Source organism: Xenorhabdus cabanillasii (assembly GCF_003386665.1).
GTDB classification, from domain to species: Bacteria; Pseudomonadota; Gammaproteobacteria; order Enterobacterales; family Enterobacteriaceae; genus Xenorhabdus; species Xenorhabdus cabanillasii.
In genome coordinates, this window is the sequence record NZ_QTUB01000001.1 from 2299058 (window position 1) to 2325474 (window position 26417).

The 26417-nt window shown below is 40.9% G+C and carries 25 protein-coding genes; 16 read left to right on the forward strand and 9 right to left on the reverse strand.

Annotated features, from left to right (window positions below):
* Positions 1-6 precede the first annotated feature (6 nt).
* The 8 genes from BDD26_RS11035 (at position 7) to BDD26_RS11065 (ending at position 7647) form a co-directional block, all read left to right on the forward strand.
* Positions 7-525, forward strand: coding sequence for a phage major tail tube protein (locus tag BDD26_RS11035; protein WP_038265769.1), 519 nt, complete (start codon positions 7-9; stop codon positions 523-525).
* A gap of 90 nt (positions 526-615) precedes the next feature.
* Positions 616-933, forward strand: coding sequence for a phage tail assembly protein (locus BDD26_RS11040; RefSeq protein ID WP_038265772.1), 318 nt, complete (start codon positions 616-618; stop codon positions 931-933).
* A gap of 11 nt (positions 934-944) precedes the next feature.
* A complete protein-coding gene (locus tag BDD26_RS11045) occupies positions 945-1067 on the forward strand; it encodes a GpE family phage tail protein (protein WP_072022032.1) in 123 nt (40 codons plus the stop codon).
* Positions 1060-5304, forward strand: coding sequence for a phage tail tape measure protein (locus BDD26_RS11050; RefSeq protein WP_244922717.1), 4245 nt, complete (start codon positions 1060-1062; stop codon positions 5302-5304). The genes BDD26_RS11045 and BDD26_RS11050 overlap by 8 nt, the downstream gene beginning before the upstream one ends.
* A complete protein-coding gene (locus tag BDD26_RS11055) occupies positions 5301-5807 on the forward strand; it encodes a phage tail protein (RefSeq protein WP_115826549.1) in 507 nt (168 codons plus the stop codon). Before BDD26_RS11050 ends, BDD26_RS11055 begins: the two co-directional genes overlap by 4 nt.
* The gene (locus tag BDD26_RS19760) at positions 5804-6667 is read left to right on the forward strand and encodes a contractile injection system protein, VgrG/Pvc8 family (RefSeq protein WP_211305469.1); all 864 of its coding nucleotides are present in this window, start codon (positions 5804-5806) and stop codon (positions 6665-6667) included. The genes BDD26_RS11055 and BDD26_RS19760 overlap by 4 nt, the downstream gene beginning before the upstream one ends.
* Position 6668: 1 nt before the next feature.
* Positions 6669-7286 (forward strand): contractile injection system protein, VgrG/Pvc8 family, encoded by a 618-nt coding sequence (locus BDD26_RS19765; RefSeq protein ID WP_211305470.1) that lies wholly within the window; start codon positions 6669-6671, stop codon positions 7284-7286.
* Between the two features lie 88 nt (positions 7287-7374).
* Entirely contained in the window at positions 7375-7647 is a 273-nt protein-coding gene (locus BDD26_RS11065; RefSeq protein WP_115826550.1) for an ogr/Delta-like zinc finger family protein, read from the forward strand.
* A gap of 174 nt (positions 7648-7821) precedes the next feature.
* On the opposite strand, the gene BDD26_RS11070 is transcribed toward BDD26_RS11065, so the two are convergent.
* Entirely contained in the window at positions 7822-8040 is a 219-nt protein-coding gene (locus BDD26_RS11070) for an HP1242/YdcH family protein (RefSeq protein WP_038261338.1), read from the reverse strand.
* Between the two features lie 268 nt (positions 8041-8308).
* Between BDD26_RS11070 and eco the strand changes: the two genes are divergently transcribed.
* The 3 genes from eco to BDD26_RS11085 all read left to right on the forward strand — a co-directional run bounded on the left by eco (position 8309) and on the right by BDD26_RS11085 (position 10319).
* Positions 8309-8782, forward strand: coding sequence for a serine protease inhibitor ecotin (gene eco / locus BDD26_RS11075; RefSeq protein WP_115826551.1), 474 nt, complete (start codon positions 8309-8311; stop codon positions 8780-8782).
* 294 nt (positions 8783-9076) lie between these two features.
* Positions 9077-9772, forward strand: a complete 696-nt coding sequence (aqpZ, locus tag BDD26_RS11080) for an aquaporin Z (RefSeq protein WP_038261332.1) — start codon at positions 9077-9079, stop codon at positions 9770-9772.
* A gap of 109 nt (positions 9773-9881) precedes the next feature.
* Positions 9882-10319, forward strand: a complete 438-nt coding sequence (locus tag BDD26_RS11085; RefSeq protein ID WP_115826552.1) for a GNAT family N-acetyltransferase — start codon at positions 9882-9884, stop codon at positions 10317-10319.
* A 146-nt stretch (positions 10320-10465) separates the two neighbouring features.
* On the opposite strand, the gene BDD26_RS11090 is transcribed toward BDD26_RS11085, so the two are convergent.
* Positions 10466-11065 carry an ATP-dependent Clp protease proteolytic subunit gene (locus BDD26_RS11090; protein WP_115826553.1) on the reverse strand — a complete coding sequence of 200 codons (600 nt, stop codon included), beginning with the start codon at positions 11063-11065 and terminating at the stop codon, positions 10466-10468.
* Between the two features lie 596 nt (positions 11066-11661).
* On the opposite strand from BDD26_RS11090, the gene pvcA reads away from it, so the two are divergent.
* The 3 genes from pvcA to BDD26_RS11105 are packed head-to-tail and all read left to right on the forward strand — an operon-like array spanning position 11662 to position 14913.
* Positions 11662-12669: an L-tyrosine isonitrile synthase gene (gene pvcA / locus BDD26_RS11095; protein ID WP_115826554.1), complete on the forward strand. Its 1008-nt coding sequence runs from the start codon at positions 11662-11664 to the stop codon at positions 12667-12669.
* A gap of 57 nt (positions 12670-12726) precedes the next feature.
* A complete protein-coding gene (gene pvcB, locus BDD26_RS11100; protein WP_115826555.1) occupies positions 12727-13614 on the forward strand; it encodes a tyrosine isonitrile desaturase/decarboxylase in 888 nt (295 codons plus the stop codon).
* Between the two features lie 18 nt (positions 13615-13632).
* A complete protein-coding gene (locus BDD26_RS11105) occupies positions 13633-14913 on the forward strand; it encodes a glycosyltransferase (RefSeq protein WP_115826556.1) in 1281 nt (426 codons plus the stop codon).
* Positions 14914-15007: 94 nt separating this feature from the next.
* On the opposite strand, the gene BDD26_RS11110 is transcribed toward BDD26_RS11105, so the two are convergent.
* A complete protein-coding gene (locus tag BDD26_RS11110; protein ID WP_038261313.1) occupies positions 15008-15589 on the reverse strand; it encodes a YceI family protein in 582 nt (193 codons plus the stop codon).
* Positions 15590-15605: 16 nt separating this feature from the next.
* The gene (locus tag BDD26_RS11115) at positions 15606-16166 is read right to left on the reverse strand and encodes a cytochrome b (RefSeq protein ID WP_115826557.1); all 561 of its coding nucleotides are present in this window, start codon (positions 16164-16166) and stop codon (positions 15606-15608) included.
* 503 nt (positions 16167-16669) lie between these two features.
* Between BDD26_RS11115 and BDD26_RS11120 the strand changes: the two genes are divergently transcribed.
* A complete protein-coding gene (locus BDD26_RS11120; protein WP_115826558.1) occupies positions 16670-17299 on the forward strand; it encodes a glutathione S-transferase family protein in 630 nt (209 codons plus the stop codon).
* Between the two features lie 313 nt (positions 17300-17612).
* Here BDD26_RS11120 and BDD26_RS11125 read toward each other — a convergent pair whose 3' ends face one another.
* The 5 genes from BDD26_RS11125 to prpB form a co-directional block, all read right to left on the reverse strand.
* Positions 17613-18560, reverse strand: coding sequence for a glycosyltransferase (locus tag BDD26_RS11125; protein ID WP_115826559.1), 948 nt, complete (start codon positions 18558-18560; stop codon positions 17613-17615).
* A 289-nt stretch (positions 18561-18849) separates the two neighbouring features.
* The gene (locus BDD26_RS11130; protein ID WP_115826560.1) at positions 18850-20736 is read right to left on the reverse strand and encodes a propionate--CoA ligase; all 1887 of its coding nucleotides are present in this window, start codon (positions 20734-20736) and stop codon (positions 18850-18852) included.
* 78 nt (positions 20737-20814) lie between these two features.
* Complete coding sequence (locus BDD26_RS11135) at positions 20815-22290, reverse strand: bifunctional 2-methylcitrate dehydratase/aconitate hydratase (protein ID WP_115826561.1); 1476 nt, start codon at positions 22288-22290, stop codon at positions 20815-20817.
* Positions 22291-22362: 72 nt separating this feature from the next.
* Positions 22363-23526, reverse strand: coding sequence for a bifunctional 2-methylcitrate synthase/citrate synthase (prpC, locus tag BDD26_RS11140; protein WP_115826562.1), 1164 nt, complete (start codon positions 23524-23526; stop codon positions 22363-22365).
* Positions 23519-24424 carry a methylisocitrate lyase gene (prpB, locus tag BDD26_RS11145; RefSeq protein WP_115826563.1) on the reverse strand — a complete coding sequence of 302 codons (906 nt, stop codon included), beginning with the start codon at positions 24422-24424 and terminating at the stop codon, positions 23519-23521. Before prpB ends, prpC begins: the two co-directional genes overlap by 8 nt.
* 296 nt (positions 24425-24720) lie before the next feature.
* Between prpB and prpR the strand changes: the two genes are divergently transcribed.
* A complete protein-coding gene (gene prpR / locus BDD26_RS11150) occupies positions 24721-26388 on the forward strand; it encodes a propionate catabolism operon regulatory protein PrpR (RefSeq protein WP_051502480.1) in 1668 nt (555 codons plus the stop codon).
* Positions 26389-26417 lie beyond the last annotated feature (29 nt).

Below are 26417 nucleotides of genomic sequence, written 5' to 3' on the forward strand. Positions count from 1 at the left end.
TAACTGATGGCATTACCTCGCAAACTTAAATATCTGAATTTGTTCAATGATGGCAACAACTATCAGGGCATTGTGGAAGAACTGACTCTTCCTAAGTTAAGCCGCAAGCTGGAAGCCTATCGTGGTGCTGGTATGAACGGCAGCGCAATGGTGGATTTAGGTCTGGATGAAGGTGCACTGGATGCGGAATTCACTCTGGGCGGTATTGAGTCTCAGCTGTATAAACAGTGGGGCATTGCACAAGTCGATGGTGTCATGCTGCGCTTTGCCGGCTCTTTTGAACGCGAAGATACGGGTGACGTGGTTGCAGTTGAAGTTGTTATGCGTGGTCGTTTCCAGGAATTCGATCACGGTACTTATAAACAAGGCGACAACACGCAAACCAAAATTACCGCTAAAAATACTTACTTTAAACTGACCTGGGATGGCGAAGAGCTGATTGAAATCGACACCGTCAACATGGTTGAAAAAGTGGGCGGAGAAGATCGCCTGGCACAGCATCGCCGCGCTATCGGTCTTTTTTAATCGCTCTTTTAAATTTTAAAACTTATTTCCTGTCTCAATCAGCATATCGCGGCTGAGACAGGTTCTTACTCGGATAAACAAGGTTGAATTATGACTGACACACTGAAAACTCAAAATGATGATCTGCGCACAATCGAATTGGAAGCTCCACTGGCGCGGGGTAACGGAAAAATCACGGAAGTGACGATACGTAAACCTACCAGTGGCGCGTTGCGCGGTGCACGTTTACAGGCACTGCTGGAAATGGATGTGGATTCTATGCTGCTGGTCCTGCCGCGTGTTACCACTCCTGCATTGACCAAGAATGACCTGATGATGATGTCACCTGGTGATCTGATTAATCTCAGTGTGGAGGTGGTCAATTTTTTGTTGCCGAAGTCGGTCAAGTCCGATTCCCAGAACGATTAACTGTTGATGAACTGGTGGCAGATATTGCCACCGTTTTTCACTGGACTCCGGCAGACACAGATGAAATGTCATTGTCGGAATTATTGGACTGGCGACATCGGGCCATTTTAAGAAGTGGTGCAGAAAATGAGTAATATACAGTCGCAGCTTAACAAGGTACTAAGTACTGTTGGTAAGCTGACCAGTTCCTTTAAATCGTTTCAACAGCATCAGAAAAAACTGGTAAGTTCAGTAGATAAAATTTATAACCAGTTTAAAAAACTCAATAAGACTGTTGAAGGATTAAAACCCATTGTAGGTTATGCGCAGGAAACTGCGCGTATGCGCGCCGATCTTAAGGCCTATAATCAAACAATTAAACAATCTTTCTCTGCGCGGCAAAATTCCTCAAAAGTGACGCAAGTAAGTGCCGCTAGCCAATCAGCTAATATGGTTCAAATAACCCAGAATGTCCGACAGGAAAATTCATCCAGTAAAAAAAATGAATTTAATCTTGGTGTGACGGGGAATATGACTAACAATTTTAAATTGTTAGATAAGCTAGTCATTAATATTAATCCTCAGATAACTATTTTATTTGGCATGCTGAATAAAATTAATGGAGTTTTGAATTTAACTGCTGGCTTTGTAAAAGTTACATTCCAAACATTAATTAGTCATATACAAATATTTGGCAATATCGGCATAAAAGCATTTGACACTTTAAGAGTCAGCTTAAATATATTTACTCTGCTAGGGCTTCAGGCATTTGCTGAATTAAGAGCCAGTCTGAGTTTTTTTGTACAACTGGGTGTTCGGGCGTTTATAGCGCTAAGAACAAGTTTGGGCATTTTTATGCAGTTGGGACTTCAGGCATTTGCTGAGTTAAGAGCGGGTCTGAACTTTTTTGTACAGTTGGGTATTCGTGCATTTGTAGCGCTAAGAACAAGTTTGAGCATTTTTGTACAGTTGGGACTTCAGGCATTTGCTGAGTTAAGAGCGAGTCTGAACTTTTTTGTACAGTTGGGTATTCGTGCATTTGTAGCGCTAAGAACAAGTTTGGGCATTTTTGTGCAGTTGGGACTTCAGGCATTTGCTGAGTTAAGAGCGAGTCTGAACTTTTTTGTACAGTTGGGTGTTCGGGCATTTATAGCGCTAAGAACAAGTTTGGGCATTTTTGTACAGTTGGGCATTCGTGCATTTGTAGCGCTAAAAACAAGTTTGGGCATTTTTGTGCAGTTGGGACTTCAGGCATTTGCTGAGTTAAGAGCGAGTCTGAACTTTTTTGTACAGTTGGGTATTCGTGCATTTGTAGCGCTAAGAACAAGTTTGGGCATTTTTGTGCAGTTGGGACTTCAGGCATTTGCTGAGTTAAGAGCGAGTCTGAACTTTTTTGTACAGTTGGGTATTCGTGCATTTGTAGCGCTAAGAACAAGTTTGGGCATTTTTGTGCAGTTGGGACTTCAGGCATTTGCTGAGTTAAGAGCGAGTCTGAACTTTTTTGTACAGTTGGGTATTCGTGCATTTGTAGCGCTAAGAACAAGTTTGGGCATTTTTGTGCAGTTGGGACTTCAGGCATTTGCTGAGTTAAGAGCGAGTCTGAACTTTTTTGTACAGTTGGGTGTTCGGGCATTTATAGCGCTAAGAACAAGTTTGAGCATTTTTGTACAGTTGGGTGTTCGGGCATTTATAGCGCTAAGAACAAGTTTGAGCATTTTTGTACAGTTGGGCGTTCGTGCATTTGTAGCGCTAAGAACAAGTTTGAGCATTTTTGTGCAGTTGGGACTTCAGGCATTTGCTGAGTTAAGAGCGAGTCTGAACTTTTTTGTACAGTTGGGTGTTCGGGCATTTATAGCGCTAAGAACAAGTTTGAGCATTTTTGTACAGTTGGGCGTTCGTGCATTTGTAGCGCTAAAAACAAGTTTGAGCATTTTTGTACAGTTGGGACTTCAGGCATTTGTTGAGTTAAGAGCGAGTCTGAACTTTTTTGTACAGTTGGGTATTCGTGCATTTGTAGCGCTAAGAACAAGTTTGAGCATTTTTGTGCAGTTGGGGCTTCAGGCATTTGCTGAATTAAGAACGAGTCTGAACTTTTTTGTACAGTTGGGTGTTCGTGCATTTGTAGCGCTAAGAGCGAGTCTGAACTTCTTTGTGCAGCTAGGCATTCGGGCGTTTGTAGAACTAAGAGCGAGTTTGAACTTTTTTGTACAACTGGGAATTACTGCTTTTGTTGAACTAAAAGCCAGTCTGAATATTTTTGCGCAGTTTAGCATTCAGATTTTTGTTGATCTCAGAGTTAGTCTGAATAAGTTTGCGGAATTAGGGCGTCAGGCTTTGGATACATTAAAGTCCAGTTTGAATACTTTTGCCCAGTTAGGCATTAAAGCTTTGGAAACGCTGAAATCCAGTCTGAATAGGTTTGCAGAATTGGGTAGCCAAGCACTGCAAACATTAAAGTCCAGCTTAAATGCTTTTGTGCAATTAGGGGTTCAGGCTCTGAATAAATTAACATATCCTTTGGATATGTTTGTCCAGTTGGGACTTAAAGCTTTTGAAGAATTAAAAGCCAGCCTGAATTTCTTTGCTCAGTTAGGTATTCAGGCGCTGGATAAATTAACGGCTCCACTGGATATATTTGCACAATTAGGAACTCAGGCGCTGGATAAATTAAAGTCCACACTGGATGCATTTGTGCAGTTGGGAGTTCAGGCCCTGAATAAATTAACGGCCCCACTGGATATATTTGCACAACTGGGAACTCAGGCGCTGGATAAATTAAAGTCCACACTGGATTCATTTGTGCAGTTGGGAGTTCAGGCTCTGAATAAATTAACATCTCCGCTGGATATATTCGCTAAATTGGGTATGCAGGCTCTGGAAGAATTAAAAGCCAGCCTCAATTTTTTTGCACAGCTGGGAGTTCAGGCACTGGATAAATTAAAATCCAGTCTGGATATATTTACCCAAATTGGGGTTCAGGGACTGGAAGAATTAAGAGCCAATCTGAATAGATTTGCGCAGGTTGGTATTCAGGCTATGGAGAATTTAAGAGATGGCTTGAAGGCATTCGCACAATTCGGAACCGAGGCTTTGGAAGCACTAAGAGCTGCCATGGATTTTTTTGGTAAAACCGGGGATAAGGTTTTTGGCTCTCTTAATGATGGTGCTGATTTGCTATCTAATAAAGGAAATAAAGATACTTTTGGCAAACAAAGAAGAGGATTAGGAGCATTAGGGAATATTGGCCAAAAAGTTTTTGGTGTTTTGGGTAATGGTATAAATATTCTGGCAAGTGTTGGTGCAAAAGGGCTGTCTTTTTTAAGTAATGCTTTCAGTGTATTAGGGAAAGCAATGTTGTTTATTGGCCGGGCTATGATGGCAAACCCAATTCTTGCTGTTATTGGTGTTATCGCAATGGCTGCTATTTATATTTGGCAGAATTGGGAATCATTAGGGCCAAAATTTACTGCTTTATGGGATGGTGTAAAAAATATCTTCAGTGGTGCTTGGGAAGGAATTAAAAACCTTGTCAGTACGGCATGGGAAGGTATTAAGAGTTTCTTCATGAATGGTGGATTAATCGGCATTATCTACCAAAACTGGGACAGTATTAAACAAAGTGCCTCAGAAGCCTGGGAATTTGTTAAAGCAACAATAAGTGGTGTTTGGGAATCTGTTAAACAGAATACATCTGAAATCTGGGAGAATGTTAAAAAATCAATTTCAGATAAATGGGATGAAATTGTTGCTGATGTTCAGGCTATTCCTGAAAAATTAAAGACGGCAGGGTCAGAAATGATCGATAGTTTGCTGGTTGGTATTCAGGAAAAATGGGAAAACCTGAAAAGTAAGTTTTCCTCAATTACGGACTGGTTTAAATCGTGGTGGTCTGGCGATGATAAAAAGGAAGTTGCCGTAAAAACATCACAGGAAATTACTAAGAGCGACACAGCGCAACAAGCGGCACAAATTACTAAACACGATTCAGGAGGATTTATTCCTGCCGGGAAGCAAGGCCTCGTGGGTGAATATGGTCCTGAAATTATCAACGGCCCTGCCAATGTAACCAGTAGGAAAAATACCGCGAAACTTGCTGCCTTGGGGCTTGCCGCTAGCACAATAACTTTGCCTGTTGCGGCGCAGGATGCACCTTTACATGCGCAGAGTCTGCCTGCTCATGCTTATGAGGAAGTTCAGGTGAAACGGGAGCGGAGCCAGCCACAGCAATATGGTGGCGCAGCACCGCAATATAACATCTATGTCTATGGCTCTCAGGGACAGTCCGCACAGGATATCGCCCGCATGGTCAGACAGGAACTGGAACAACGGGAACGTATGCAGCAGGCCCGTATGCGTAGCTCACTTTCTGACAGAGGAGAAGATTTCTTATGATGGCTGCACTTGGTTTATTTGTTTTTATGTTGAAAACCACGCCATACCAAAGTTTTCAGCATAAACAAAGCTGGAGACATGCCTTTAATAGCCGTGTGGGAGCACGGCCTGCATGGCAATTTGTGGGTTCAGATAACGATACGATTACATTATCGGGAGAACTTTATCCTGAATTAACCGGCGGTTCGCTTTCACTGACTGCGTTGAAATTGATGGCAGATAGTGGCAAAGCCTGGTCTTTTATTGATGGTAGTGGCTCGATTTACGGCATGTTTGTCATCGAAAGTATTGATGAGACCAAAACGGAATTTATGTCAGGCGGGGCGCCCCGCAAAATTAGCTTTACGCTGACTTTACGGCGGGTGGACAACAACTTATTTGAAATGTTGGGTGATTTGCAGGATCAGCTATCTGATATCAAGGGTAAGCTGCCTAAATCACGGAGTGATCTTTCTGACCTTAAAGATCAGGCTATGGACAAAGTTAAGGAAGTATTCTCATGATGGATTTCAAACAATGGGTGTCAGGTACAGATTGGATTCCACAGTTTGATTTGGTCACGGGTAAAACCGGAGCACCGGCTTTTCGGTTGGAAACCAATAAAAAGGATATTACCGGCAAAATCCAGTCGCGTTTAATGTCACTAACGCTGACAGATAATCGAGGTCTGGAATCAGACCAGCTCGATATTGAATTGGATGATGCAGACGGTAATCTGATATTTCCTTCCCGGGGCGATATTTTGGCACTGGAACTGGGGTGGCATGGCCACCCTTTAACACCAAAGGGAAAATTTGTTGTTGATGAGATTGAACATTCAGGTGCGCCTGACCGGTTAACTATCCGCGCCCGTAGTGCGGATTTCCGTGGTGACCTGAATGTCAAACGAGAAGAGTCTTATCATAAACTCACGTTAGAAAACATTGTGAGTACGATTGCTGCGAGGAACAAACTGACATTTCAAATCAGTAATGAATTGAAAGGCATCTCTGTGCATATCGATCAGACTAACGAGTCTGATGTAAGTTTTTTGACGAGGGTGGCGAAGCAGGAAGGTGCGATTGCATCAGTCAAAAATGGTGAATTGCTGCTTATTTGCCAAGGGAAAAATAAGACGGTAAGTGGTACACCGATTGATCCTGTTGTGATTACGCGTGAATCAGGGGATAGCCATCGATTTTCTCTGTCCGATCGTGAAGCCTATACGGGGGTTACTGCTCAATGGTTGGACACAAAAACGGCGTCTAAGCAGACAGTAACATATAAACGTGAGGAGTCGGAAAAAAACAAAGTTGATGTTTCAGTTCATTATGAAAGCAGCAAAACTGAGTCATCAGCTAAAAACCATCTTCTAAAAAAATGAGATGCCTTCTAAGCTTGATGATCCATCTAAATATAAAGATGGAAAAAAGATAAAAAAGGAGCAAGGGAAAAATAAAAAAACGGGTGCTGTTGACCTTTCGAAAAAAAATCCTAAATCGAAAGAAGGGAAGAAATCCCCTTACGATAAAACCCGTCATAAAAGCGAAAATCGTCATAACACAAATACCAGTAACCACAGAGATGAAAGTCACTCCTATGAAGAGAAGCAAGAGTCTGTGAATGAGTCTCATCAAACAACGACGATCCAGCAACAGAAACAAGAGTATTTGAAGGGAACTGCGGAGAATATACTGACTCTATCTCGGATATATCAGAACAAAAAAGATGCAGAACGTGCGGCCAAAGCGGCCTGGGATAAAATACAGCGAGGAGCAGCACAGTTTTCTATCACTCTGGCCAGAGGGCGTGCTGACATCTATCCTGAAACACCGGTTCAGATTAAAGGTTTTAAAAAGCAGATAGATGAAACTGACTGGACGATAGTTAAAGTCACTCATAATCTCAATGACAGTGGTTTTACTACGTCACTGGATCTTGAGGTTAAGCTTGATGAGGTAGAATTGAAACCGGAAACGAAAGATCCCAAAATAAATACTTGATCTCAATATGAGAACTTTGGTATATTGTTCACCAGAAGAGATGGTGTCATTTCATTAAAAACAATGCATTCAAGAAGGGTGAACAATTATGATTAAGTGTCCTCTGTGTGGTCAGTCAGCGCATACTCGTAGCAGCTTCGAGCATTCCAGCCAAACAAAGGAGCGCTATAACCAATGCCAGAATATTAATTGTGGGGCAACGTTCGTCAGCCATGAAACGTTTGTGCGCTTTATCTCTAAGCCGGGTGAAGTTGAAAGTGTTACGCCACATCCAAAGGCAAAAACGAAAAGACAACCTCGCCAGAAAGCTGCTGCACAAGCTGCTGCACAAGCTGCTGCACAAGCTGCTGTAAGCCAATAAATAATGAAGAAACCTTGCTCCAGTTTTTGCCACCTTTATGGTGGCTTTTTTGTGGATGTTTAACAATAGTGAGTTCTTGAATTGAGAACTTTGTTGGCGGGTAATAGCAATTAAAATTAGCGTTTTCATGAGACGCCCGCTTTTCAGCGTAGCAGGCGTCAGTCTATGGCAGAGTTACTTCTGGGATTCTGCCTGTAGGATCCTTTGCATTTCATCCTTTAAATGTAATTTTTCTTTTTTTAATCGCACAACTTTTTCGTTATAGCCAGCTCCGTTCGGGCCTTCAAGTTGCGATATCTCGTGGTCAAGGCGGTTATGTTTTTCAAACAGGGATTGGAAACGAGGGTGGGATTCTTTCAGATTGGATACTAAATTGTGCTCTTCTGGAAACATGGGACCTCCTATACGAAGTTTGCTACCACACTATGAGTGTAGCAGCCCATTGTAATACCAGATTTGAGAAATATCACATAAAAAATATTTTGTAGAAACTATGTATCTTTCTGATTGTTAATGTAAATTTATTTTATATTCTGAAAGAGTTGCTTTTATCTAAAGGAATAGTGGTAAAAATCAGTGCCTTGCCAAAAAAACATAATTTCTTTAGGGACTTTCGTTGTTATGATCCTCTTGCATTGTTAAACATATCAAGAGGTAAAAAATGAAAAAGTATCTACTTGCTTTAGCTGCTATGGCTGTTTCTGTTTATGCTCAGGCTGATAAACTTGAAAATGTAGCTCCTTATCCTGAAGCTTCAAAGGGTATGGTTCGCAGTGTGATTACATTAGCACCTGAAAAGAACGAAAATAATTATATGGTAGAGTTGATAATTGGTAAAGATATGTTGGTGGATTGTAATCATCACTCATTCGGCGGCAAGCTTGAAACGAAAACCCTGGAAGGGTGGGGATATAATTATTACGTTCTGGATAAAGTCATGGGTCCTATTTCAACCAAAATGGCATGCCCTGATAACAAGAAAACTATGAAATTTGTTCAGGTGAATTTAGGAAAGGATGCAGCCGTACGTTATAACAGTAAATTACCAATTGTAGTATATACACCAGATACCATAAAAGTGAAATACCGCATTTGGCATGCGTCAGGTAAGGTCAATAACGCAGTAGAGAAATAAATCATTAAATAAGTAAATCAGCAACCTGAGTTTATTATCATTAAACTCAGGTTGTTGTGTATTTAATATGATTGTTGATACCTCAGATTAATTTATTCATCATGGTAAATGACTTATTGCCTACTTTCCATTAGGTTCAGATATCTTCTATCTGGATAATTACCAAATCATTATTCACAATGTTTTTCTGTCACTTATTCTCTGCTGACAGTTCCTTGCGCATATTTAAAAATACTAACTAAACTTTGTTTGGATTCTTTTGCATTCATGCAAATATTATTGAGGATTCATAGAATGTTTAAAAAATTATCAGCGGAGTTCTTCGGAACTTTTTGGTTAGTGTTTGGAGGATGTGGAAGTGCTGTTTTAGCTGCGGCATTTCCACAGCTAGGGATAGGTTTTGTGGGAGTATCTCTGGCTTTTGGTTTAACTGTTGTGACAATGGCATATGCTGTCGGCCATATTTCCGGAGGGCACTTTAATCCGGCTGTGACATTGGGATTATTTGCTGGTGGGCGTATTTCAGCTAAAGACGTTATTCCTTATATTATTGTTCAGGTAATTGGAGGAATTGCAGCCGCTGCGGTACTTTATCTGATTGCCAGTGGTCAAAGTGGCTTTAATGCAACAGAGAGTGGATTTGCATCCAACGGTTATGGGAAGCACTCTCCCGGAGGATTTTCATTACAATCTGCAATTATCATTGAATTGGTATTAACGGCATTTTTCTTGATCGTGATTTTTGGAGCAACAGATAAAAATGCGCCGACGAAGTTCGCGCCATTGGCAATTGGTTTAGCATTAACTCTGATCCATTTAATTAGCATACCTGTGACAAATACATCAGTTAACCCCGCAAGAAGTACAGCAGTTGCGATTTTTCAGGGAACCTGGGCTATAGAGCAGCTATGGTTATTCTGGTTGGTTCCATTAATTGGGGGAATTATTGGTGGTTTGATATATCGAGGGTTATTACAAAAAAATGAGTAAAACATGGAGATTTTCATATTTTGAAATGCCACACAATTGTGTGGCTTTCTTTTAAGCGTTTTTGTGATAATTTCTTTGCACAGCTAATTTTTCTGAACATGAAAAGAAGATGAAAGAACCGATAGAGTGGAGACGTGACGAATATTGGATCACAACGGATAAAAATAAAATTGATGTGAAATTTGTTCATAGTAATCTTACGCAATTATTTTGGGCACGTGGAGTTGAATTTGAAAAAGTCAAAACTGCGGTAGAAAATAGTTTATGTTTTGTATTATTTCATTCTAATAAAGAAATTGGATTTGCCAGATTAGTAACTGATTTTTCCATGTTTTCTTATATTTCAGATGTATTTATTATTGATGAATATCAGAAGAAAGGATTAGGGCGTTGGTTGATCGAGTGTATTTTACAGCATCCTGCTATTACTCAGGTAAAACACGTGGCATTAGTAACTTCTGAAGCGGGCTGGCTTTATAAAAAACTTGGATTTGAGCCTGTCACAGAACAAGATTTTGTATGGACGTTGGAGAAAAACCAGGAATAATAACTTTTATTAGAATATAAAGTTATTATACCCAATGGATTTCAAGTTGGGTCGCGGCGGGAAGGGGAACATATTCCAGGAAGCCTTGCAAATGGGGAGGCGTTCATAGAGAAGTGTATAAGCCTATCAAAGCCATAAAGCAGCCATCATTGACTGTCTTTCAATTCATTCCAATGGTTGATAATTTGCCCTACGATACCATAATCACGGGCTTCTTCCGGCCCCATCCAGAAATTACGGTCAGTATCTTTTGCTACTTTATCGATAGGATGTCCGGTAGCTTCACTGATAAGCCGATTTATCCGGCCACGGGTTTTCAATATTTCTTTTGTTTCAATTTCGATGTCGGAAGCTCTTCCCTGAACGCCTCCCAAAGGCTGGTGGATCATAAAACGAGTATTAGGAAGGGAATAACGATTCTCTTTTTTGGCGGTAAGGAAGAGAGTAATGCCTGCGCTGGCAACCCAGCCTGTGCCAATCATGAACACTTCTGGCTTAATAAATTTGAATATATCATGCAGAGTATCTCCGGATTCAACATGTCCCCCCTGGCTGTTAATGAAAACTTTTATCGGATGATTATTGATTTCTTGTAATACAAGAAGTTGAGTCATTACTTTTTCAACCAGCAGTTGATTGATTTCACCTGAGATGATAATAGCTCGTGATTGAAGTAGTTTATCGTGAAAAAGTGATGTAGAGAGATTATTTTTTTCTGATTTATTTCCGAGAGAATTATATATCATTTTCTTCTCACTTAATTAATATTGTTAACAGTAGTAAATAATATAGACTATAAAAACTTTTATGCTGTAAATAATATTAAAATAATAAATTTAAATTTCTAATTAATTTGGTTAAGTTAATATTTTTTCATTAAATTTCTTTTTGGTAAATTTTTCTTTTTTATATCTCTTTTTTTCCAGGTATTAACTGATAATATTATTTTGTATATGCACATGTAATAAAATAAATTATATACAATAAATATTATTATTTATGTATTATATGACTGTCATGTGTGATTAATGTTAATGGAATGTTGTTTTATTTATTTTTATAGAGGAGGTTAATTATAATACTTTCGACAAGCTTAAGTTTGTCGGTTTTTTATTATTTATCGATTTTGTCGGCATAACTTATTGTTTAGTTAAATTAATTTAATATTCCTGGGTTTTAGGGTTTTTATATTTTAAAAAATTATAACCTTATAACTTTTCAACTCTGTTTTTGAGTTTTTTGTTGTGATATCAAATAATATCATTAGTAAATATCTAATACAGATATTCTGTAGGTAGGAATTATTTGTATTGAAGTGAATATAATAAGCTAGGAATGAATTATGGAATACTTTGATATAGAAAAGGTGTCAGAAAAAATCTTGCAAGAATTATTGCAATATCGACGTCGTTTTCCAACATCTGAACATACGATTGAATATGAGGAAAAGCATGTTGCTGAGGTTCAGTTACCACGTATTCGTGCATTTGTTGAACAAGGAAAAACGATTAAATGCATCCTGCCTGCGTTTCCGACAAAATCACCAAATCCCCGCAAGGTGTTGGGAACTATGCCTGATATGGCAGAAAAATTATCACTGATTTTTTTGAATTCTTTATGTCAACGTATTCAGCTTTATTACCCTCCTGGAGCGCATATTGTTATTTGCTCCGATGGGCATGTATTTAGTGATCTGATACGGGTCAATGATGAAACTGTTACCCATTACCAATTGGAAATTGAGAAACTGTTACATGAATTGGGAGCGACTAACCTCTCGGTATTTAATCTCGGCAATGTTGAGTCATTAACTCAATATACCAACAATTACGATCAGCTACGTGAATTGCTGGTCAGTAACTATGCTGATTCCACCGAGGAGATTAAAGCTACTTTGAAAGAAAGCGGAGAGGGTATTCAGTTGTATCGGGCGATTACGCGTTTTCTTTATGAAGATAGCTTATTACCTGAATATACCGGTTCTAAAAATGCTTTGCAGAAAGATGCCCGCCAACGTTCTGTTGGAGTGATCCAACGTAGCTGGGCTTGGGGAAATCTGCTGGCAGAGCAATTCCCTGAAGCTATCCGTCTTTCTATCCATCCCCAACCTATAGACAACATTAAGATCGGTATTCATATGATGCCTACCCGAGATGACTGGTTGACACCGTGGCATGGTGTAGCGGCCAATATCAATGGCCAATTTGTGCTGATGAAAAGTGATGAAGTGAAAAAAATGCAGGGCAAATTGGTCGAAATCCGTGGTATTCCCAGCCATTACATGATCGAAGGTTTATCTAAGATAAATCAACAGGATGTATCTCTGGTGACTGCATCACAGAATGAGTAAACCGCTTAGGAAGACTCCTATCCCCCACCGTTATAATGCACTTTGAGAGAAAGCAATATGTATACAGACAAACTCGATTGTCATATTGAACTGATTACCCCTTTTGGTGTGATGATTACACCAAATTGGCCTGATCAAGATGTGGCCACGCTACCTGTTGATACCTTACGTGAGTTAGCTCGTACTCATTTACTGGTTATATTACGCGGTTTTTCTTCCGGTTTTACAGATCCAGAAAGGTTAACTGAATACTCTCGCCGTTGGGGAGAAATCATGATGTGGCCTTTTGGTACTGTACTGGATGTGATGGAACATCAGGATCCTTCTGACCATGTATTGGACAGTACCGAAATACCACTGCATTGGGATGGGATGTATAGAGAAACTATTCCGGAATTTCAGATATTCCACTGCGTTTCAGCACCAGAAGCAACTCAGGGCGGCCGAACCACATTTGTTAATACTGAACAGCTGATCCTTGATGCCAGTGAAGATGAACGTCATAGCTGGAAAAATACCATAATAACTTACCGTACAAGCCGGGTAACACATTATGGCGGTGAAGTAGTTTCTCCACTGGTTTGCCTTCATCCTGATGGTGAGAAATGGGTAATGCGTTATAACGAACCGATGGCGGTTAACAGTGAAAAATATTCTGATCATCACGCAGTGGAATTTGCCGGTTTTTCATCAGAGCAACAGAAGGTTTTGGAAAAAGAGTTGAAGAGCAGGCTTTATGAGCCGCGCTATTTCTTTGCTCATCAGTGGCAAACGGGTGATATTGCTATTAGTGATAACTTTACTTTACTGCATGGCAGGGAATCTTTTGTTACCCGTTCATCCCGCCATCTCCAAAGAGTACATATTCATGGAACACCAATATGTAATAACACCAGCTTTAAGACTATTTCCACCCTGCATTCAGCTACTGAAGCAGTAGATTAGTTGACGGAGATTTGATTTATGGCACGTATTGTTTTAGCAGCAATTGCAACTCCAGGGCATGTTTTTCCGATTTGTTCCATTGCCAGACATTTAATAGAACAGGGACATGATGTAACAATATTCAGTGGTTCTCTTTTTCGGCAGCAGTCGGAAGCGCTGGGGGCGAGTTTTGTTGCTTTTGATTCGAGGGTGGATGTTGATTACCGTTATTTGGAAAAAAATTTCCCTGAACGGGGGCAGCATCCGCCGGGAAATGCCCAGACGTCGTTTGCCCTTAAGCAATTTTTTGCGGGGCCGATCCCGGTGCTGTACCCTCAATTGCAACAACTGGTTGCAGATACTGATTTGCTGATTGTTGACAATACGTTCTATGCTGTATTGCCCTTATTGCAGAAACCTGCTCATGAACGCATTCCTGTCATGGTGATTGGGGTAAGTCCACTGTTATTGTCATCTCGGGATGCCATATTCTGGGGGGCACGTATACCGCCAGAATTGCTTCCTGCTGATTTAAAACGTGAGCAGCTGGTGGATGATGAAACACAAGAGCTGATTGCGCAGGTACGGGAAGCCTTTGATACAGCTTTGGCAGCAGTGAATGCTCCTTCACTGACACAGGATCACAATGATGTCATTTTGAAACAATCTGATCGTTTCCTGCAATTGGCAACTCAGTCGTTTGAATTTCCACGTGATGATCTGCCGGAAACAGTGGATTTTATTGGTGCACTGAAAGTTGATGTACAGGATGATAAAAAAGAGCTGGAATGGCCTGATGAAAGTTTACCTCTCATACTGGTTACTCAAGGTACATTGGCGAATGTCGATTTCAATCAGTTAATGATACCGGCTTTGCGCGCATTAGCGAATTTACCAGTACGCGTTTTGGCTGTCACCGCAGGAAGACCGGCTGAAATGTTGGGAGAATCAATACCGGATAATGCCAGAGTGGTGGAATATCTTAACTTTGAGTATTGGCTTCCTCGTTCAGCGATTTTTATCACTAATGGTGGATATGGTTCTCTCAATGCAGCAATTCGTCATGGTGTACCTATGGTTGTGGCTGGTACGGGAGATGGTAAGCTGGAAGCGGTTGCCCGTGTTATTTGGGCACGCTGTGGTATCAGCCTGAATACAGATACACCGAGTGAACAACAGCTCTGTCAGGCAGTCACACGGATACTTTCTTCTCCTGAATGGCATCAGCAGGCGCAGAAACTTAAGGCAGATTATGCTGCTCATAACGCTTTGGAATCTATTACATTCCATGTTAATGAATTGCTTGCACAGTCGGTTTAAGTAGCGATAGGGGTTATGGTTCAGTTTCAAGTTGCAGACAACAAATCTGCAACTTGAAAAATGAAAAGGACGGGGAAAATGATTTTGAAAAGTATCAGGCTTTTTCTCGAATACCTTCCAGCGAAATATTCAGTTCAACTTCCTGAGATTTGGGCCCTAAATCAGTTTTAATATTAAAATCTTTCAATTTAAGTTTCCCGTTAGCTTCAAAGCCTGCACGATACCCTCCCCACGGATCTTTACCTTCGCCCATTAGTCTCGCTTGCAGCGTTACCGGTTTAGTCACACCATTCAATGTCAGGTTACCGGTAATTTTGTAGTGCTCTCCCTCTTTCTCCACCTTGGTTGAAGTAAATTTGGCTTCTGGATATTTTGTGGTATTTAAAAAATCGGCGCTGCGTAAGTGCTTATCGCGTTCAGCGTGATTTGTTTCTACGCTATCCGTTTTAATAACGACACTGACCTTATCAGTTGTTGGATTGTTTGCATCGAAAGTAAAATTACCATCAAATTTTTTAAAGCTACCGTAAAGCCAGCTCATACCTAAATGTTGGATACGAAACTCGATAAAAGCGTGTTGGCCGGCAGTATCAATTTTATAGTTGGCAGCGATTGCTGAGCCTGCACTCATAAATAAAGCACCTGCTGTCAGGCCGATTAGCGTCTTTTTCAACATAATGATTCTCCATAATTTATTTTGAGTCGGGTGGAAACCCAAACATTCTTTTTAGCGTACTATCACGGTCAATAAAGTGATGCTTCAGAGCTGCAAGCCCATGTAATAGTGAAAGCACAACGACCAGCCAGGCAAGATAGAGGTGGATAATACCGGCTGTATCTGCTTGTACTCCTTGTCTTGCCAGTGTGGCGGGGATATCAAACCATCCAAAGACACTGATAGGTTGCCCATCAGCTGTGGAGATAAAATAACCGCTGAATAAAATGCCAAACAGGGCGATATAAAGGGTGAACTGAACCAATTTTGAACTGATCCGCGTCAGTTGGCTGTAACTACTCAGGGGTTTTGGCGGAGGAGAAATAAATCGCCATATAACGCGAATGACCATAATAATAAAGATTAAAAAACCGATGCTTTTATGAAGAGTGGGAGCTTGGTGATACCAGGTATCGTAATAACTTAATGTACCCATCCATAAACCTAATGCGAACATTCCGTAAACAGCAAGTGCAATTAACCAGTGGATCAAAACAGAGATATGACCAAATTGCCTGGAAGTGTTTTTTAGCAACATATCGTTTCCTTATTTTTGATCACTTACAAAATACAATCTTCTAACATAGATAGTAAACAGAAATGAAAAAAAATTAACATTATAATAGATGAAAGCTTAGTATTATTTTTGTGAATCTTCGACAAATAATTTGTTTAAGAATATCAAAATTTATCAATAATAAAGTTAGCTGGTGTATTTTTAATAGAATAACAAACAAATGGAATATTTATATTCCTATTTGGTATATATAAAAAACAAATTAATTTAATTAAAGATGGGGTGAAAAATTATTTTTCACTTTAGAGATGTAGTTAAATAACTAAAGATTTGATAAAGATATCACTCTTGTAATTATTTAATTTGTAAAAATAAATAAAGTTAAATTATATATTTATTTACTCATATGGTTAGAAATTGTAATGTGCCATGTGCAATATTTCATCACCATACTCAGGATATTTCTAATTTCAGCCAACAAAACGGTAAATTGAAATATGAAGGGGCTAACAGAGAGAAATAAAATGTATACATTATGGATAGCGAATAAAAACTACTCTTCCTGGTCACTACGTCCGTGGATTTTACTCAAAGCTCTGAATATTCCTTTCAATGAGCAGTTGAGTTACTTTGAGGATGGCAAAAGTAGTCATGAGAAATTCAAGGCCTTCTCGCCTTCTGGTCTTGTACCTTGTTTAGTGGATGGTGATATTACAGTTTGGGATTCATTGTCTATTGTTGAATATATTGCCGAGGATCATACACCGGTATGGCCAAAAGATCGTATTGCCAGGGCATGGGCAAGGAGTGCTGCGGCAGAAATGCACTCTGGTTTTACGACATTGCGCCAGATGTGCGCAATGGATTGTACAAATATACTCAAATTAGAAAAAATAACGTCTGAATTACAGCATGATCTTGATCGTCTTGATGCACTCTGGACTGAAGGGTTAACCAAGTTTGGTGGTAAATGGCTGGCGGGAGATTCGTTTACAGCAGTAGATGCCTTTTTTGCTCCGGTGGTTTTCCGTGCCCGGACTTACGGGTTAACATTTTCTTCTGCCAGTCAGGCATGGATTGATCGCATGCTTAATCATCCGTTGATGATAGAGTGGGCAGAAGCAGCAGCAAAAGAGTCTGCAATAGCACATTAATTACAATTGGTTCATCTTTTGGCCAGTGGCAAAATTTTTGACCAGGGTAAGTAATATACGTGCTCTGGTTCAAAACATGATGCTAATCAAAAAGGCAAAAAAAAGCTCCGCATTGGCACGGAGCTGGAATGGGTAAAAGTAGCTGGGAAAATGTAGTACAAAAGCATAGTAATACTGTTCTGCTAAACATCGATTAAACAAAAGATAAAATGAGATGAACAGCGACAACATCAGTTATGGTTGGATTGTAACCCTCTTTTTTTATTCATTTTTATCGTTAAAGTTTCAAATAACCTATTCTGATTGATTTGCTCTAACGTGATATTAATTTGTGAAAGTAAAACTTAATGCATCGAGAAGTTTTTTTGGAATTTTGATTGTTATTATAAACTTCTTGTATTAAACGAAACCATTTTTGGGCAGTAGATTCTCGGTTATATTCTTCAAATCTTTTTTTTCCATTTGATATCATCGATAAATATAAATTTGACTGATTTCTCAATTTATCCACTGCATCTATAAATTCTTCAGGAGTTTTTGCTATTAAATAATCTAACTCACTTAGCCTTATTGCTCTCATTGAGGGTTCATCATCGCAAATTACAGGGCAACCTGCATTCCATGCATTGATGAGCTTACTGGCTGGTTTTCTTATGATATTTGCATGATCGCGCCTAAAACTTACAGCAATATCTATATTGCTATAATTAGTCCAATCTTTGATCGATTTTATAAAATTAATTTCTCTTGAATTTAACTCTTTTTCTAATTTTCTATCTGAAAAAAAATCGGGTAATGCATCTTGATGCCCAAAAAAACCAATGGTTTTTATTTCGCTATTATTTTTTGCTCTTGGTTTTAATTCTGGTTGGGGCCAATGAGGGATGAAAATTTTTCCATTCTTAGCCTGTAGAGGATTTTGTACAATCACATAATCAGCACCGTGAACTGATGGGCGATCAGCCTGGCAAACGATAGTATTTCCTCTCCACGGTTTAGTCTTAGAGCTAAAGTTATCATAGTGTAATATATTAATGGCATTATCTTGGGCTTTATTGGTTAATCTAATGTCCAGACAATCTCCATAATAATAATTAAGGTTAATTAAAGTTTGCGTGACCCAACAAGACTTTCCTTTACGATAGTATCTTTCAGATAGGCTGTCGAGATCTGTTTTTCTATTTATTATATATTGAAAATCGTAAGCATATTCCTCTATGAAATTTTTATCTAAAATGCCATTGATAATGATTTTTCTCATACTATTCTACATCTTTAGTTTTAAAATTTATAAAATATATCATAATATATATGATATATTCAATGAATATCAATCTTTATGAAAGAGATAAATGAAAGTAGCTAACAAAGGAAGCGATTTTGAAGATGAAATGTATATTTCTTATAGTTAAATTTTATCTTTTTTTGTGGAGTTTTAAATCAGGAATTATCAGCCCTATTATTTGTGACAGAAAGGAGGTAAATATAACACTTCCTGCCACAAAATTAAGTTATTATTGGGATGAGCTTCACTTTTATTTAATCTATTTTTAATGAGAAACCGCATCTCGTATTACGTCCAGTGAAGCAGGGTTTTCAATTAAAGCAATATCACTGGGTTCACGACCTTCACAAATGGCCTGCATGGTGCGGCGTAACATTTTCCCTGAACGTGTTTTTGGCAATTGCGTGACAAAATAGATACGTGCCGGACGTCCAACACTGCCAATTTTTTTATCGACCAGACTCATCAGTGATTTTTCCAAAGTTGCAAAATGGTCGGCACTCTGAATTTCACGCCCTTCTTTGAGGATGACAAAGGAAACTGCGGCCTGGCCTTTTACATCATCTTTGATGCCGATAACTGCGACTTCAGCAACATCTTCATGGCTGGCGATACACTCTTCGATTTCCCGGGTTCCCAGACGATGTCCCGAAACATTAATCACATCATCTGAACGCCCCAGAATAAAGTAGTAGCCATCACGATCACGGATCCCCCAATCGAAAGTAGAGTAAACTTGCTGATCAAAATGCTTCCAGTAAGTATTCACAAAACGGTTATTATCACCATAAATAGTTTGGATACATCCGGGAGGCAAAGGGCCTTTGATGACCAACAGGCCTTTTTCGTTGTCACCACACTGCTGCCCGGTCAGTTCATTAATCAACCTGATGTTAAAACCATACATCGGGAATCCCGTACTGCCAAAACGACTTGGTCTGTCATCCAGTGCTCGTGCTATCGTCATAATTGGCCAGCCCGTTTCTGTTTGCCAGTAATTGTCAATTACCGGTACGTTAATGGTTTCAGTAATCCAACGTGCAGTATGCTCATCAAGTGGTTCGCCTGCCAGATAGAGTGTTTCAAGAGAAGAGATATCGTATTGAGAAAGATTATTTGTAGGATATTTTTTCAGAACACGAATGGCCGTTGGTGCGGAAAACATTCTGTTGACCCGGTATTTTTCCACAATTTGCCACCAGATGCTGGCATCTGGCCGGATGGGCAAACCTTCATACATAATGGTTGCCATACCCGCGATCAGCGGAGCGTACACAATATAGGAATGTCCTACGATCCAACCGATGTCTGATGTACAAAAGAATACACCGCCAGCTTTACCGCCAAAAATAATCTCCATTGATGTTGCCAGCGCTACGGCATAACCGCCAACATCACGCTGTACACCTTTGGGGGTTCCTGTTGTCCCTGATGTATAGAGAACACAAGAAACTTCATTGGATTCCAGCCATGTTACCGGAACCTTTGCATCCAAATATGATTGCCGCAAGGTGGCAAAATCCACATCCCGGTTTCTGACCCAATTTATCTCAGCCAGGCCTCGGTTGACCATCAATACATGACGTGGTGTGTGTGCGGCCAATTCAATGGCTTCATCCAGTAATGGCTTGTAGGGAATAATTTTTCCTCCACGAGATCCAGCATCAGCAGAAACGACCAATACTGGCTCAGCATTATCTAAGCGGGTAGCGAGGCTATGGGCAGCAAAACCGCCAAAAACCACAGAGTGGATAGCACCGATACGGGCACAGGCAAGTAAGATAAATAAGGCTTCTGCCACCATCGGCATATATATGACAACACGATCGCCTTTTTTGACGCCGAGAGAAAGCATAACAGCGGCGGCCCGGTTAACTTCCTGATGTAACTCCTGGTAAGTGAAGACTTGTTCAGTATTCGTTTCTGTTGAAATCGCAATCAGCGCTTTAGCATCAGGTTGTCTTTCCAGCCAGCGATCTAAAGCGTTGTAACATAAATTGGTCTTTCCACCGCAAAACCAGCGGGCAAAAGGAGGATTACTGTGATCCAGAGTTTGTTCAAAAGGGTGTTGCCAATGAATTCTTGTGGCTTGTTCTGCCCAGAAAGCGTTGGGTTCATCAATCGAACGCTGGTAAAAATCTTGGAATGACATAATTTCTCCTAACGCAATATTTTCCTGATGTAATGTAAGGATAGCAGTTCCTGAAATGAGAACCGCTGAACAGGAAGATTAAACAACGTACAAATCAAGATATTCGTTTACGGGGATGTCTTTGATATCGTTAAGTTCAAGGGATACTGACAGTATTTTTTGTTGCTGTTTTGCGGAGAAGCGTCGAGCCAGATTGGTTCTGAATTTTTCCAGCAGAGCGGGGACACCATCGGCACGGCGCCGCCTGTGCCCGATTGGGAACTCTATTATGACTTCATCAAGCTGGCTGTCATTATTGAAGGAGATAGTCAGAGCATTGGCAATAGAGCGTTTTTCCGGATCATGATAATCTTTAGTGAAATCAGGATCTTCAACACAGACTATTTTTTCCCGTAGGGTATCAATACGCGGATCTTTAGCGACATCATCTTCATAATCCGCAGCGGTGAGACGACCAAACAGCAATGGAATGGCAACCATATATTGAATGCAGTGATCTCTGTCAGCCGGGTTATGTAACGGGCCTTGTTTATCGATAATGCGGATGCAAGCCTGATGGGTACGGATAGTGATTTTGGCGATATCTTCGACATTTTTGCCAAGTCCTTTCAATTGATTATGCAGCTGCATGGCGGCTTCAACCGCAGTTTGTGCATGAAACTCAGCGGGGAAAGAAACCTTGAACAGTATGTTTTCCATCACATAGCTGCCATAGGGACGTTGAAATTGAAATGGTTCGCCGTTGAACAAGACATCATAAAATCCCCAGGTTTTAGCCGTTAGTACAGAGGGATAACCTATTTCACCTTTTTGTGCCATCAGGGCCAGACGCACAGCACGGGAAGTCGCATCTCCTGCTGCCCAGGATTTGCGGGAACCTGTATTGGGAGCATGACGATAAGTTCTTAAGGATTGACCGTCTACCCAAGCGAGTGAAACGGCACTTAATATCTGTTCGCGATCCAGTCCTAACATTTGAGCAACTACAGCTGTTGAAGCAATTTTGACCAGAACGACATGATCCAGCCCGACTTTATTGAAAGCGTTCTCCAGTGCCAGACAACCCTGGATTTCGTATGCCTTAATCATGGCGGTAAATACATCCCACATAGTAAGTGGTTGTTCCCCACGGGCTACAGCATTTCTTGACAGCCAGTCAGCGACAGCGAGTATTCCGCCGATATTGTCAGACGGATGTCCCCATTCAGCAGCCAGCCAGGTATCGTTGAAATCCAGCCAGCGGATAAGAGTACCTATATTGAACGCGGCCTGTACCGGATCAAGCTCGAACTGAGTACCCGGCACTCGTGCACCATTGGGGACAACTGTACCCGGCACAATCGGCCCCAATAATTTAGTACAGGCGGGATACTCCAATGCCTCTAATCCACAGCCTAATGCATCTAAAAATGTGTGTTGGGCTGTGACATAGCCAATAGGGGAAACGATGATGTAATCCATGACATAATCCACGATATCTACAATCACCTGATCATATTCGGGACGATCATTAACAACGGGAGTTAGTGTAGAAGCAGGAATAGAGGTAGACATAATCAATCCTTTTTGAAAAATTGCATGTAAGTTACGAATTAGTACTATTTAAAAGGCACTTATCAGTCAGTGTCAGCGCTGTTCAATTGGAACAAAGAGCAAATTTTCCGGGCCGGTATAATTGGCAGAAGGGCGAATAATTTTGTTATCAACACGCTGCTCAATAATGTGTGCAGCCCAACCGGAAGTACGGGCAATAACAAACAGTGGAGTAAACATAGCGGTGGGAACGCTCATCATGTGATATGACACGGCTGCAAACCAATCAAGGTTTGGGAACATTTTTTTCTTATTCCACATCACAGACTCAATTTTATCGGCAATATTAAACATTTGAAGTGTGCCTGTTTCTTTGGAAAGAGTCAGGGCTATATCTTTAATCACTTTATGGCGTGGATCAGAAACGGTATAAACCGGATGTCCAAAGCCAATGATCACTTCCTTTTTTTCTAATCGCTTGAGAATATCGGCTTCCGCTTCATCTGGTGTGTCATAACGCTGCTGAATTTCGAATGAAACCTCATTGGCACCACCATGTTTCGGCCCTCGCAGGGCACCGATTCCTCCGATAATTGCGGAGTACATATCTGAAGCCGTACCGGCAATCACGCGGCTGGTAAAAGTAGAAGCATTGAATTCATGTTCTGCATACAGGATCAGAGAAGTGTGCATCGCCTTCTCCCAGGATGCTGGTGGTTTTTTGCCATGCAGAAGATGAAGGAAATGGCCGCCGATGGAATCATCATCAGTTTCAACATCAATACGACGTCCGTTATAACTATAGTGATACCAATAAAGCAGTATAGAGCTGAGGGAGGCAAGTAAACGGTCAGCAATATTACGGGCACCAGGGAGATTATGATCTTCTTTTTCCGGCAGAGTACAGCCAAGAACGGAGACACCAGTACGCATTACATCCATTGGATGGGCGACTGCGGGCAGGGCTTCCAGTACCGCCTTAACACTGCCTGGCAGACCGCGCAATGCTTTCAGTTTGGTTTTGTAAGCTGCCAACTCCGCACGGGAAGGGAGTTTTTCATAGATTAACAGATAGGCAACTTCTTCAAATTCACAATGGGCTGCTAAATCGAAAATATCATAACCCCGGTAATGTAACTCCTTGCCATTTTTTCCAACAGTACAAAGTGTGGTATTACCCGCAGTAATACCCGATAAAGCAACAGATTTTTTCGGTTTAAATGGTGTAGCTTCAATCGTTATATTTTGTTCATTCATGTGTATCACCTCTGCTATTTTTCTGGGAAAACAGGGCATCCAGTTTCTGTTCAAAATCGTAATAGTTGATACTTTCATACAGTTCATTACGGGTTTGCATCATACCGAGCACATTTTTTTGGGTGCCATCGCGACGGAGTGTGGTATAGACCTGTTCTGCGGCCTTATTCATGGCGCGAAAAGCTGACAGTGGATAGAGGGCGATAGAGACATCCACGCTTCTTAACTCTTCGAGAGTAAAGAGCGGCGTGGCTCCGAATTCAGTGATATTTGCCAGTACTGGAACCTGAATTTTTGCAGCAAACGTTTTATACATTTGTAGCTCAGTGATTGCTTCCGGAAACAGCATATCAGCTCCTGCTTCAATATAGGCTTCGGCTCTATCAAGGGCAGCATTCAACCCTTCTACTGCCAGTGCATCGGTACGAGCCATAATCACAAAATGTTCGTCGTTACGGGCGTCAACGGCGGCTTTGATGCGGTCTACCATCTCATCTTTAGAGACAATCTCTTTGTTTGGCCGATGACCACAACGTTTTGCACCGACCTGATCCTCAATATGTAGTCCGGCAGCTCCTGCTTTAATAATAGACCGAACTGTACGGGCAACATTGAATGCTGATGAACCAAAGCCGATATCTGCATCTACCAGCAGTGGTAAATCACATACATCGGTGATGCGCCGGGTATCGGTCAGCACATCATCCAGTGTTGAGATGCCAAGATCCGGCAGACCTAATGAACCGGCTGATACGCCGCCACCGGAAAGGTAGATAGCTTTATAGCCTGCTCGTTTTGCCAGCAATGCATGGTTTGCATTGCTGGTTCCTACCACCTGTAACGGAGATTCTTCTTTTATTGCCTGACGAAAAGTCAAACCAGCAGAATAAAATCCCATGTATAACTCCATTATTATAAAAATGAAACTAATTTGTATTGAATTGTTAATAAAGCAAAGCTTATGCCAAAAAGTAAAAATGGGGAGGTTAATTGAGACGGATAATGAATGGATTTTTATTTTATATTTATAATCAATATATTAATTGGTTGTCTTCTATATTGTGGTTTCTGAGTTTCCATGAGGTATAGTATATACTTGTTTTAAAATGAACCTGATGATGTTTCAGTTTTGTTTCATTATGGGTAAATGAAACATTGTAAAAGACAGGCAGAAAACGCAGAAAGGGGGGAGATATGATACCGATACAAACCGAAGAACGTGATAGTAGTAAACCGGTTATCTGGACAGTTTCCGTCTCCCGCCTTTTTGATCTTTTCCGAGATATCACACCGGAGTTTAATCATCAGGCTGATATCACACCAATCCATCTTGGTTTTGAACAAGCGGTGCAACATATTCGCAAGCGTCTGGAAAACGAACATTGTGACGCCGTGATTTGTGCAGGCTCTAATGGCTCATACCTGAAAAGCCGCTTATCAGTGCCGGTGATCATAGCCAAAGCCAGTGGGTTTGATTTTATGCAGGCACTGGCTCGTGCCCGACAAATTAGCTCCCGTATTGGGGTAATCACTTATCAGAGTACCTTGCCTGCCTTGGAGGAATTTCAGCAACGTTTTAATCTGCGTATTGAACAACGTAGCTATGCGACAGAAGAAGATGCCAGAGCACAGGTTAATGCCCTGAAAGCGATTGGAATTAAAGTAATTGTAGGTGCAGGATTGATCACCGATCTGGCTTATGAAGCTGAGCTGGTGGGCGTATTTGTCTATTCTGCCGCTTCTATCCGGCAGGCTTTTCATGATGCTTTAGATATGGCCAAAATGGCCAAACTTAATCAAGCCGTGATTTCACCTTATCCTACTAAAGATAAACTGCGGATCAGACATACTATCAATGACATTCGGGGAAATTCCCCTGCAATAGAGCGTGTGCGCAGCACAATTATGCTATATGCCCGTTCAACGGCTACTGTATTGATTCAGGGAGAAAGTGGTACAGGTAAAGAGTTGGTTGCACAGGCTATTCATCATGAATATACCTTGCGTTATGGTCAGTTAAAGGGAAAGCATCCACGGCCATTTGTTGCCGTCAACTGTGGGGCAATTGCTGAGTCGTTATTAGAGGCTGAGTTGTTTGGCTACGAAGAAGGGGCATTTACCGGCTCCCGACGGGGTGGGCGTGCAGGATTATTTGAGATTGCGCACAGAGGAACCTTATTTCTGGACGAAATTGGTGAAATGCCATTGCCGTTACAAACACGCTTATTAAGGGTATTGGAAGAGAAATCTGTCGTCAGAGTCGGAGGATATCGCCCAATTGCGGTTGATGTCCGCATCATTTGTGCAACTCACTGTGATTTGGATCAATGGGTGCGTGAGGGGCGTTTCCGTGTCGATCTATTTTACCGTTTAAATGTATTGCGGATTAATCTTCCAGCATTACGGGAGCGGGAAAACGATATAAATATGCTGGCGCTGGAATATTTACGGCGGGCATTTGCGACACTCAATTTACCTGTTTCTGCTTCAAGAGTACGCGAACTTTCCTGTTGCGATAAGATATTGCAATCTTATCATTGGCCGGGAAATGTGAGGGAACTGCGTAACCTGATGGAGAGAATCGCTCTCTACATAAGTGCTAATCCTGAGCAGATATTGACTCCTGCATTAATACTGTCACTTTCACCTGAACGTCAGATTGATACTGGTGCAACAAATGACAAGCTACGAACGCAGATAACCGCTTTCCCCTTTAAGGATATATTATTGTCAGAACGTGATATTTCAGTACATGACGTCGTGGCACGTTTTTCAGGCAACCGTCAGGCAGCCGCAGAACATTTGGGGATTAGCCGTACAACATTATGGCGGAGACTGAAGCAGGAGCAGGGAAAAAATTAACTGGAAAGATCCTCATCTTTCTATTAATT